The 12,339-nt window shown below is 50.6% G+C and carries 8 protein-coding genes; all 8 read right to left on the reverse strand.

The window, feature by feature from the left end; translation table 11 throughout:
* Window positions 1-8: 8 nt before the first annotated feature.
* Window positions 9-4,232 (reverse strand): DNA-directed RNA polymerase subunit beta', encoded by a 4,224-nt coding sequence (rpoC, locus tag MYB54_RS20485; RefSeq protein ID WP_012772937.1) that lies wholly within the window; start codon window positions 4,230-4,232, stop codon window positions 9-11.
* A gap of 106 nt (window positions 4,233-4,338) precedes the next feature.
* Window positions 4,339-8,367: a DNA-directed RNA polymerase subunit beta gene (gene rpoB, locus MYB54_RS20490; RefSeq protein ID WP_039281880.1), complete on the reverse strand. Its 4,029-nt coding sequence runs from the start codon at window positions 8,365-8,367 to the stop codon at window positions 4,339-4,341.
* 327 nt (window positions 8,368-8,694) lie between these two features.
* Complete coding sequence (rplL, locus tag MYB54_RS20495; RefSeq protein WP_010285496.1) at window positions 8,695-9,060, reverse strand: 50S ribosomal protein L7/L12; 366 nt, start codon at window positions 9,058-9,060, stop codon at window positions 8,695-8,697.
* A gap of 66 nt (window positions 9,061-9,126) precedes the next feature.
* The gene (gene rplJ / locus MYB54_RS20500) at window positions 9,127-9,624 is read right to left on the reverse strand and encodes a 50S ribosomal protein L10 (RefSeq protein WP_010285495.1); all 498 of its coding nucleotides are present in this window, start codon (window positions 9,622-9,624) and stop codon (window positions 9,127-9,129) included.
* Between the two features lie 318 nt (window positions 9,625-9,942).
* Window positions 9,943-10,647: a 50S ribosomal protein L1 gene (gene rplA / locus MYB54_RS20505; protein ID WP_010285494.1), complete on the reverse strand. Its 705-nt coding sequence runs from the start codon at window positions 10,645-10,647 to the stop codon at window positions 9,943-9,945.
* A 3-nt stretch (window positions 10,648-10,650) separates the two neighbouring features.
* Complete coding sequence (gene rplK / locus MYB54_RS20510) at window positions 10,651-11,079, reverse strand: 50S ribosomal protein L11 (RefSeq protein WP_005970337.1); 429 nt, start codon at window positions 11,077-11,079, stop codon at window positions 10,651-10,653.
* A gap of 162 nt (window positions 11,080-11,241) precedes the next feature.
* The gene (gene nusG / locus MYB54_RS20515) at window positions 11,242-11,787 is read right to left on the reverse strand and encodes a transcription termination/antitermination protein NusG (RefSeq protein ID WP_005970339.1); all 546 of its coding nucleotides are present in this window, start codon (window positions 11,785-11,787) and stop codon (window positions 11,242-11,244) included.
* Window position 11,788: 1 nt separating this feature from the next.
* Window positions 11,789-12,172 (reverse strand): preprotein translocase subunit SecE, encoded by a 384-nt coding sequence (secE, locus tag MYB54_RS20520; protein ID WP_010285488.1) that lies wholly within the window; start codon window positions 12,170-12,172, stop codon window positions 11,789-11,791.
* Window positions 12,173-12,339: the final 167 nt, after the last annotated feature.

A 12,339-nucleotide genomic window follows, 5' to 3' on the forward strand; every position in this document is an offset into this window, starting at 1 on the left:
AAAGAGACTTACTCGTCGTCGCTGCTACCAAAGCCTGCGTTCAGCAGTTCGGCCAGGTTAGCAGAAGCTTCATCGGCACTCACCTGAGGCACGATAGGCGCTTCACCCGCCTGACGGCGGCGCATACGATCCTGGTGGTACGCATAACCTGTACCCGCTGGGATCAGACGACCTACGATAACGTTCTCTTTCAGGCCACGCAGTTCATCACGTTTACCCGCAACAGCGGCTTCGGTCAGTACGCGAGTGGTTTCCTGGAACGATGCCGCAGAAATGAAGGACTCGGTCGCCAGAGATGCTTTGGTGATACCCAGCAGATCGCGGCTGAACGTTGCCGTAATCTTGCCATCCGCTTCCAACTGACGGTTGGCAATCTTGATGCGAGACACTTCTGCCTGTTCGCCTTCCAGGAACTCGGTGCTACCTGCGTTAACGATGGTGCCTTTACGCAACATCTGACGAACGATAACTTCGATGTGTTTATCGTTAATCTTAACGCCTTGCAGACGGTAAACTTCCTGAACTTCGTTGGTGATATAACGCGTTACTGCATGTACGCCACGCAGACGCAGGATATCGTGCGGAGACTCTGGGCCGTCGGAAACAACGTCACCACGTTCTACCACTTCACCTTCGAACACGTTGAGCTGACGCCATTTCGGAATCATCTCTTCGTAAGCATCGCTGCCATCCAACGGAGAAATCACCAGACGACGTTTGCCTTTGGTTTCTTTACCGAAGGAAATGATACCGCTGATCTCTGCCAGAATAGCCGGCTCTTTCGGACGACGGGCTTCGAACAGGTCGGCTACGCGTGGCAGACCACCGGTAATATCCTTGGTACCGCCGGATTCCTGAGGAATACGCGCCAAAGTATCACCGCTGCTGATTTTCACGCCGTCTTCCAACTGCACGATCGCTTTGCCCGGCAGGAAGTACTGAGCAGGCATATCCGTACCTGGAATCAGAACATCTTCGCCTTTGTCATCAACGATTTTCAGTGCCGGACGCAGGTCTTTACCGCTACCGGTACGCTCTGCACTATCCAGAACCACGATAGAGGACAAACCGGTCAGTTCGTCGGTCTGACGAGTAATCGTCTGGCCGTCGATCATATCGGTGAAGCGAATGTTACCGCTTACTTCGGTGATAACTGGCATGGTATGCGGGTCCCAGTTAGCGACGGTTTCGCCACCGCTAACTTCTGCACCATCGCCTTTCGCCATTGCCGCACCGTAAGGCACTTTATAGCTTTCTTTCGTACGTCCGAATTCGTCGATCAGTTTCAGTTCGGTATTACGTGAAGTAATAACCAGTTTACCGTTGCTGTTCACGACGAACTTCGCGTTGCTCAGTTTCAGGCTACCTTTGTTTTTCACCTGAATGCTGGACTCAGCAGCGGCACGCGATGCCGCACCACCGATGTGGAACGTACGCATGGTTAACTGTGTACCTGGTTCACCGATGGACTGTGCCGCGATAACCCCGATGGCCTCACCTTTGTTGATGATGTGACCACGAGCCAGGTCGCGACCGTAGCAGTTGGCGCACACGCCAAAGTCGGTTTCGCAGCTTACGACTGAACGTACTTTAACGGCGTCAACGGAGTTCTCTTCCAACATGTCACACCACTGCTCATTCAGCAGCGTGTTACGTGGAACCAGAATGTCCGCCGTGCCCGGTTTGATCACGTCTTCAGCCGTTACACGACCCAGTACGCGCTCACGCAGTGGCTCTTTAACATCACCACCCTCGATAACCGGCGTCATCATGATACCTTCGTGGGTACCACAATCGTCTTCGGTCACAACCAGATCCTGCGCAACGTCAACCAGACGACGAGTCAGATAACCGGAGTTCGCTGTTTTCAGTGCGGTATCCGCCAGACCTTTACGCGCACCGTGCGTCGAGATGAAGTACTGGAGTACGTTCAAACCTTCACGGAAGTTTGCGGTAATTGGTGTCTCGATGATCGAACCATCTGGTTTCGCCATCAGACCACGCATACCCGCCAGCTGACGAATCTGTGCCGCAGAACCACGCGCACCGGAGTCGGCCATCATAAAGATGCTGTTGAAAGAAACCTGCTGCTCAACCACGCCATCACGGTTAACCACATCCTCAACGGACAGGTTTTCCATCATCGCTTTCGCAACACGTTCGTTCGCCGCAGCCCAGATATCGATCACTTTGTTATAGCGTTCGCCCGCGGTAACCAGACCGGACTGGAACTGCTCCTGAATCTCGGCAACTTCGGTTTCGGCTTCTTCGATAATCTCGGCTTTTTTCTCCGGGATAACCATGTCATCGATACCTACGGAAGCACCAGAGCGCGCCGCGTAAGCAAAACCGGTGTACATAGTCTGGTCAGCGAAGATAACCGTCGGTTTCAGACCCAAAATGCGGTAACAGGTGTTCAGCATTTTGGAGATCGCTTTCTTGCCCAGAGGCTGGTTAACGATCGAGTACGGCAGACCTTTCGGTACGATCATCCACAGGATGGCGCGACCGATAGTCGTATCAATAATCGACGTCTGATGCGTAACATCGCCTTCGATGCTCTTGATCTCTTCCGTGATACGCACTTTAACGCGCGCATGCAGAGAGGCCAGGCCGGCACGATAAACGCGTTCAGCTTCTTTCGGACCCGTGAGTACCATGCCTTCGCCTTTGGCGTTAACACAGTCACGCGTCATGTAATACAGACCCAATACCACGTCCTGAGAAGGAACGATGATTGGCTCACCATTCGCAGGGGACAGGATATTGTTGGTCGACATCATCAACGCACGCGCTTCCAGCTGGGCTTCCAGCGTCAACGGTACGTGTACAGCCATCTGGTCACCGTCGAAGTCGGCGTTATAGGCCGCACAAACCAGCGGGTGCAGCTGGATCGCTTTACCTTCGATCAGGACCGGTTCAAATGCCTGGATACCCAAACGGTGCAGTGTTGGTGCACGGTTCAGCAGTACCGGGTGTTCGCGGATGACTTCGTCCAGGATATCCCATACGACGGCTTCTTCACGCTCAACCATTTTCTTGGCAGCTTTAATGGTGGTAGCAAGACCACGCAGTTCTAGCTTGCCGTAGATGAACGGTTTGAACAGTTCCAGTGCCATTTTCTTCGGCAGACCACACTGGTGCAGACGCAGGTATGGACCAACGGTGATAACGGAACGACCGGAGTAGTCAACACGCTTACCGAGCAGGTTCTGACGGAAACGACCCTGTTTACCTTTGATCATGTCGGCCAAAGATTTCAGAGGACGTTTGTTAGAACCGGTGATCGCACGACCGCGACGGCCGTTATCCAGCAGGGCATCAACCGCTTCCTGCAACATACGTTTTTCGTTACGTACGATGATGTCCGGCGCAGCCAGATCCAGCAGACGTTTCAAACGGTTGTTACGGTTGATCACGCGACGGTACAGATCGTTCAGGTCGGAAGTCGCAAAACGACCACCATCCAGCGGAACCAACGGACGCAGATCTGGCGGCAGTACCGGCAGAACGGTCAGGATCATCCACTCTGGCTTGTTACCAGACTGTACGAACGCTTCCAGCAGCTTAATACGCTTCGTCAGCTTCTTACGTTTGGTTTCGGAGTTGGTTTCGGTCAGCTCTTCACGCAGCTGCTCGCATTCCTGCTCCAGATCCATATTCTTCAGCAGAGCCTGGATCGCTTCGGCGCCCATTTTCGCGTCGAATTCATCACCAAACTCTTCCAGCGCATCCAGATACTGCTCTTCAGTCAGGATCTGACGGCGTTCGAGGTTGGTCATGCCGCCTTCAACCACGACATAAGATTCAAAATAAAGTACGCGTTCGATATCACGCAGCGGCATATCCAGCAGCAAACCGATACGGGAAGGCAGTGACTTCAGGAACCAGATGTGCGCAGTCGGAGAAGCCAGCTCGATGTGGCCCATACGCTCACGGCGCACTTTAGTCTGGGTCACTTCAACGCCGCACTTCTCACAAATAACACCGCGGTGTTTCAGGCGCTTATACTTACCGCACAAGCACTCATAATCTTTTACCGGCCCAAAGATACGGGCGCAGAAAAGGCCGTCACGTTCAGGTTTGAACGTACGGTAGTTGATGGTTTCTGGCTTTTTAACTTCACCAAAAGACCACGAACGGATCATGTCTGGCGAGGCCAGAGCAATTTTGATCGCATCAAACTCTTCGGTTTTAGTTTGCGCTTTCAGAAACTTTAATAAGTCTTTCACGGATTGGCTCCTGTCGGAGTTAGACCTGATAGACACCTGAACTATGCTATTAAAAACAACGTTCAGGTGTCCCTATGACGAATGCCAGCAATACAACGAGCTGGGATTACTCTTCTTCCAGCTCGATGTTGATACCCAGCGAGCGGATTTCTTTCAACAGTACGTTGAAGGATTCCGGCATGCCTGGTTCCATCTGATGATTGCCATCCACGATGTTCTTATACATCTTGGTACGGCCGTTCACGTCATCAGACTTAACGGTCAACATTTCTTGCAGGGTATAAGCTGCACCATAAGCTTCCAGCGCCCACACTTCCATCTCACCGAAGCGTTGACCACCGAACTGTGCCTTACCACCCAGCGGCTGCTGAGTAACCAGGCTATAAGAACCGGTGGAACGGGCATGCATCTTATCGTCAACCAAGTGGTTCAGTTTCAGCATGTACATGTAGCCCACTGTAACCTGACGCTCAAATTGCTCACCGGTACGTCCATCGTACAGGGTAATCTGACCGGAGGTAGGGATACCGCCCATCTGCAACAGTTCCTTGATTTCTTTCTCTTTTGCACCGTCGAATACCGGCGTTGCAATTGGCATACCTTTCTTCAGGTTTTCAGCCAGACGCATCACTTCTTCGTCTGAGAAAGTGCTCAGGTCGACTTTTTGACGCACATCGTCGCCCAGGTCATAGGCTCTCTGGATGAACTCACGCAGTTTAGTCACTTCTTCGTGCTGCTTGAGCATGGCGTTGATTTTCTCGCCGATACCTTTTGCAGCCATACCCAGGTGGGTTTCCAGAATCTGACCAATGTTCATACGTGAAGGTACGCCCAGCGGGTTCAGTACGATATCGACCGGCGTACCGTTCTCATCGTAAGGCATATCTTCGATCGGGTTGATCTTGGAGATAACACCTTTGTTCCCGTGACGACCTGCCATTTTGTCACCCGGTTGGATCTGACGTTTAACGGCCAGATAAACCTTAACGATTTTCAGCACGCCTGGTGCCAGATCATCGCCCTGAGTGATTTTACGGCGCTTAGCTTCGAGTTTTTTCTCAAACTCGTGCTTCAGCTCATCATACTGTTCTGCCAGCTGTTCCAACTGATTTTGTTTATCTTCATCAGTCAGACCCAGTTCCAACCAGCGCTCGCGCGGCAGTTTGTCCAGTTTGTCGGCTTCTACGCCGCCGGAAACCAGCACAGCGTGGATACGTGCAAACAGGCCCGCTTCCAGAATCTGCAATTCTTCAGTCAGGTCTTTCTTCGCCTGCTTCAGCTGCATTTCTTCGATTTCCAGCGCACGTTTGTCTTTTTCCACGCCATCGCGGGTAAAGACCTGTACGTCGATAATCGTACCGGAAACACCGTTTGGTACACGCAGAGAAGAGTCTTTAACGTCAGACGCTTTCTCACCGAAGATCGCACGCAGCAGCTTCTCTTCTGGCGTCAGTTGGGTTTCACCTTTCGGCGTTACCTTACCAACCAGAATGTCACCGCCGGTCACTTCAGCACCGATGTAAACAATGCCGGACTCATCCAGTTTGGAAAGTGCTGCTTCGCCCACGTTCGGGATGTCCGCAGTAATTTCTTCAGGCCCCAACTTGGTGTCACGAGACACACAGGCCAGTTCCTGAATGTGGATGGTCGTAAAGCGATCTTCCTGAACCACACGCTCGGAAACGAGGATGGAGTCTTCGAAGTTGTAACCATTCCATGGCATGAATGCCACGCGCATGTTCTGACCCAGTGCCAGTTCACCCAGATCGGTTGACGGGCCATCTGCCAGAACGTCGCCACGTTCTACCGGCTCACCCAGAGACACACACGGCATCTGGCTGATGCAGGTGTTCTGGTTAGAACGGGTATATTTGGTCAGGTTATAGATGTCGATCCCGGCTTCGCCCGGATACATTTCATCGTCATTAACGCGGATTACAATACGGGATGCATCCACGTACTGTACTGTACCACCACGTTTGGCTACGGCAGTTACACCGGAGTCAACCGCAACAGCGCGTTCCATACCGGTACCAACCAGCGGCTTATCAGCGCGCAGAGTCGGAACGGCCTGACGTTGCATGTTCGCACCCATCAGGGCGCGGTTGGCGTCATCGTGTTCCAGGAACGGAATCAGGGATGCACCGACGGAAACCACCTGCTGTGTGGAAACGTCCATGTATTCAACCTGATCGCGGCTGAACAAGCTGGACTCGCCTTTGTTACGGCAGGTAACCAGTTCGTCGATGAAGCGGCCTTCTTCGTCCAAATTGGTGTTCGCCTGTGCGATAACGAAGTTACCTTCTTCAATCGCAGACAGGTAATGGATCTCGTCCGTCACCACGTTGTCACGCACGCGACGATACGGGGTTTCAAGGAAACCGTATTCGTTCGTTTGCGCATAAACGGACAGGGAGTTGATCAGACCGATGTTCGGACCTTCCGGCGTTTCGATAGGACAAACGCGGCCGTAGTGAGTCGGGTGTACGTCACGAACTTCAAAGCCAGCACGTTCACGCGTCAGACCGCCTGGGCCCAATGCAGAGATACGACGTTTGTGCGTAATCTCGGACAGCGGGTTGTTCTGGTCCATAAACTGTGACAGCTGACTTGAACCGAAGAACTCTTTAACGGCAGCCGAAATCGGCTTGGCGTTGATCATGTCCTGTGGCATCAGCGTATCGAGGTCGCCCAGAGACAGACGCTCTTTTACAGCACGTTCTACACGCACCAGACCAACGCGGAATTGGTTTTCAGCCATTTCGCCGACGGAACGGATACGACGGTTGCCGAGGTGGTCGATATCATCCACTTCGCCTTTACCGTTACGGATATCAATGAGCTTCTTCATCACTTCGATGATGTCATCTTTGCTCAGGATACCGGAACCTTCGATCTCATCACGTAGCAGAGAACGGTTGAACTTCATACGACCAACCGCAGACAGATCATAGCGGTCTTCAGAGAAGAACAGATTCTCAAACAGCGTTTCTGCTGCTTCGCGCGTTGGTGGCTCACCAGGACGCATCATGCGATAGATTTCAACCAGCGCACTCAGGCGATCGTTTGACGGATCGACGCGCACGGTTTCAGACATGTATGCACCATGATCAAGATCGTTGGTGAACAGTGTCTCAATGCGTTTGTGACCAGACTGGCTCAGTTTAGCCAGCAGATCCAGCGACAGCTCCATGTTGGCTGCGCCGATCAGTTCACCAGTGCTCTCGTCGATATAATCTTTGGACAGTACTTTGCCAGCGATATATTCAACAGGCACTTCAATACGCTCAATGCCGTCTTTCTCTAACTGACGGATATGACGCGCAGTGATGCGGCGACCTTTTTCGATATAAACTTTACCGTTCGCTTCAATATCAAACGATGCGGTTTCACCACGCAGGCGCTCAGGAACCAGATCCATCTGCAACTTATTGCCATTGATTTCATAGACAATTTTATCGAAGAAAAGATCGAGGATCTGTTCGGTGGAATAACCCAGCGCGCGCAGGATAATGGTCGCAGGCAATTTGCGACGACGGTCGATACGGACAAACAGGTTATCCTTCGGATCAAACTCGAAATCCAGCCAGGAACCACGGTAAGGAATAATACGTGCGTTATACAGCACCTTACCTGAAGAGTGGGTTTTACCTTTGTCGCTATCGAAGAACACACCTGGACTACGGTGTAACTGAGACACGATTACACGCTCAGTACCGTTGATCACGAAGGTACCGTTATCGGTCATGAGCGGAATTTCGCCCATGTAAACTTCTTGTTCTTTGATGTCTTTAACGGTGCCTTCAGGCGCTTCGCGCTCGTAGATCACCAGGCGCAGTTTTACGCGTAGCGGCGCAGAGAACGTCACACCACGGATCTGACATTCTTTAACGTCAAATACTGGCTCGCCCAAGCGATAGCTAACGTATTGCAGCTCTGAATTACCGCTATAGCTTTTTATAGGGAAAACAGAACGGAATGCAGCTTCCAAACCGTACTGACCTTCCGGGTCTTGCTCGATAAACTTCTGGAACGAGTCAAGTTGGATAGAAAGGAGATAAGGTATGTCCAAAACTTGTGGACGTTTACCAAAATCCTTACGAATGCGTTTTTTCTCGGTATAGGAGTAAACCATAGGGTTCCTCAGCTAGCTGACAAGTCGAACCACTCTGTCTGCCCTAACAAGGACAGTTCATGCAACACTATTTATGTTGGTCGGAAAATAGAGAACTTTCCGTAATACGTCTTTCTATTACTCTTAAACCATTTCGTTGCTCTTGCTTAGGCATGGAGCCCATGCAGGAAAGCAGTATATTAAGTCGTCAATAGAAAAAAATATTGGGAGAAATCAATGGCTAAACAGTGTGAAATCCCATTGATGCCCTACAGCGCAAAAAGGCTGGTGACTAAAAAGTCACCAGCCATCAGCCTAATAAATCAGGCTGCAACCTGAAAGGTTGGCTTATTTAACTTCAACTTCTGCGCCAGCTTCTTCCAGTGATTTTTTCAGTGCTTCAGCGTCATCTTTGCTCACGCCTTCTTTCAGAACTGCAGGTGCAGATTCAACCAGATCTTTGGCTTCTTTCAGGCCCAGACCAGTCGCGCCGCGAACAGCTTTGATTACAGCAACTTTGTTAGCACCGATAGCTTTCAGCACAACGTCGAACTCAGTTTTTTCTTCAGCAACTTCAGCTGGGCCAGCAGCAACAGCTACAGCAGCAGCAGCAGAAACACCGAATTTTTCTTCCATAGCAGAAACCAGCTCAACAACATCCATTACAGACATAGCTGCTACTGCTTCCAGAATTTGATCTTTAGTGATAGACATAACAATTGTTCCTAAGAATCAGAAATAGTTTATACGTTAGCAAGTACGTTAGAAAAGAAAGTGCTATTACGCAGCTTCTTTTGCATCGCGAACAGCAGCCAGAGTGCGGACCAGTTTGCCGGCAGCGGCTTCTTTCATGGTCGACATCAGACGTGCCAGTGCTTCTTCGTAAGTCGGCAGCGTTGCCAGACGGTCAATTTGAGCCGCCGGGATCAGCTCGCCTTCAAAGGCTGCAGCTTTGACCTCAAACTTTGCATTCGCTTTCGCGAACTCTTTGAACAGACGAGCAGCAGCGCCCGGGTGTTCCAGAGAATATGCAATCAGGGTCGGACCAACAAACGTGTCTTTCAGGCATTCAAATTGAGTGCCTTCAACGACGCGGCGCAGCAGGGTGTTACGAACAACACGCATGTAAACGCCAGCTTCACGCGCTGCTTTACGCAGTTCGGTCATTTTATCAACGGTAACGCCACGGGAATCCGCAACAACCGCAGACAGCGCACCTTTGGCTACTTCGCTGACTTCAGCAACAATCGCTTGTTTGTCTTGAAGATTTAATGCCATTAGCTTTTGCTCCTGGATTTAGCCGGAGAAACTCTCCGGAACTCACTTCACTTATCGCCAAAATTAGAGATAAGCGTTGAAACACGGTGAGCAGAATCCAGTAAAAAATTATTCTTTATAAATAAAGAAAAACGTTATTTAGGCTCTGTCACCGTCTACGCAGGAGAATTAAGTTTCTTGCGAAACACCTGCGGTCTTGGACGGAGGCCTGGATAGGCCAGGCTCCAACCGAAAAATTCTTGCGTCATTCCACTTGAGGAACAACGGGCGTAAAATTATAGGTAAATCTCACACCCGAGTAAAGCGGAACAAAAGCTATTAGTTAGCAGCAGCGTTCAGACCGCTCTGGTCGATGGCAACGCCAGCGCCCATAGTGGTAGACAAGCTAACTTTCTTGATGTACACGCCTTTCGCCTGAGATGGTTTTGCTTTTTTCAGCGCAATCAACAAAGACTCTAGGTTTTCTTTCAATTTGTTAGAATCGAAATCAACCTTACCGATAGTGGTATGGATGATGCCGTTCTTGTCGTTACGGTAACGAACCTGACCCGCTTTAGCATTGTTAACAGCTTCAGCAACGTTAGGAGTTACAGTACCCACTTTCGGGTTTGGCATGAGGCCACGTGGACCCAGAACCTGGCCCAATTGGCCAACAACGCGCATTGCATCTGGAGATGCAATAACAACGTCAAAGCCCATTTCACCTTTCTTGATCTGATCAGCCAGATCTTCCATGCCCACGAATTCAGCGCCAGCTGCTTTAGCAGCTTCAGCGTTTGCACCTTGGGTGAAGACAGCTACGCGAACAGAACGACCGGTGCCGTGAGGCAGAACGGTTGCACCGCGAACGTTTTGGTCAGATTTACGTGCATCGATGCCGAGGTTAACAGCTACGTCTACACTTTCTACAAACTTAGCAGTGGCCAGCTCTTTGAGCAGAGCAACAGCTTCGTTGATGTCATACTGTTTAGTTACATCAACTTTGTCACGGATCACGCGCATGCGCTTGGTCAGCTTAGCCATTTATTAATCCTCCACTACCAGGCCCATGGAACGAGCGGTACCTGCGATAGAGCGCGCCATGGCGTCTACATCAGAACCAGTCATGTCCGCAGCTTTAGTTTCTGCGATTTCACGAACCTGAGCGCTCGTTACTTTACCTACTTTGTCTTTGTTCGGCTTGCCGGAACCAGACTTGATACCAGCCGCTTTCTTCAGCAGAACAGCTGCTGGAGGCGTTTTGGTAACGAAGGTGAAAGAACGGTCAGAATAAACGGTAATAACAACCGGAGTCGGCAGACCCTTCTCAAGGCTTTCAGTTTTAGCATTGAACGCCTTACAGAATTCCATGATGTTAACACCTTGCTGACCCAGAGCCGGACCTACTGGTGGGCTCGGGTTAGCCATACCAGCTGCAACTTGCAGCTTAACGTAGGCTTGTACTTTCTTGGCCATTTAACTTTCCTCGATTGGGTAATAGCGCCTAGTGAAAGGCTCCCCGTGGTTTGTATTACGCTTCAGTCGCCATTGAGGCCACTGAAAAACAAAAGGCGCGAAATTATAGGTTAATTTCGCGCCATAGGCAAGTCGCTATTTTCAGCAAATCTTATCTGGCAATTAGCCTTTTTCGACCTGAGCAAAATCTAGTTCAACAGGTGTCGCACGACCAAATATAGAAACAGACACCTTCAGGCGGCTCTTCTCATAGTCTACTTCTTCAACAACACCGTTAAAGTCTGCAAATGGACCATCATTGACACGAACCATTTCACCCGGTTCAAACAGCGTTTTCGGACGAGGCTTGTCGCCAACCTGCTGGAGACGATTCATAATCGCATCCACTTCTTTGTCACTGATTGGAGCAGGACGGTCAGATGTGCCGCCAATGAACCCCATAACACGAGGTACGCTGCGTACAAGATGCCAACTAGCATCTTCCATCACCATCTGTACTAAAACATAACCAGGGAAAAACTTGCGTTCGCTCTTGCGACGCTGGCCACCACGGATCTCAACGACTTCCTCAGTAGGAACCATGACTTCGCCAAACAGCTCTTCCATATTATGGAGTTTGATATGCTCACGCAGGGATTGTGCTACGCGACCTTCAAAACCAGAAAACGCCTGAACGACGTACCAACGTTTTTTTGGAGCTTCAGACATCTTAGAACCTCAGGCCAGTGATAAACGATACCAGACGGACCAGAATACCATCCAGCCCCCACAAAATCAGTGACATCACGGCAGTCACCGCGGCAACGATTAACGTGGTGTGTAACGTTTCCTGACGAGTCGGCCAAATTACTTTGCGCACTTCGGTACGCGCTTCGCGAGCAAACGCTACGGTTGCTTTGCCTTTCGTGGTCAGCAGTGCCACACCACCGGCTGCGGCGATCAGGATAACAACGGCCAATGCACGCAGAGGAAGACTAAATTCGCGGTAATAATAATTGCCAACAATCGCAACAACCAGCAAGGCACCTACTACTAGCCACTTAATCACTTCCAGGCCACGCCCACTATCCTGAGCTTCGGTATTCGCACTCATAAACCAACCTGTCACAATGATTCAGACAAATAACTTTGCCCCGCAACCACGGGGCAACCAAACCGAAAGATGTTCTGTAAAACGAATAATTCGGTATTTACGCCGTATCTACAGAGCCTATCTCACCAATGATTATATCTCACAATCGCTGATGAGATAGGTTCTAC

The sequence above is a fragment of the Pectobacterium nicotianae genome (assembly GCF_023272715.1).
GTDB classification, from domain to species: domain Bacteria; phylum Pseudomonadota; class Gammaproteobacteria; order Enterobacterales; family Enterobacteriaceae; genus Pectobacterium; species Pectobacterium brasiliense.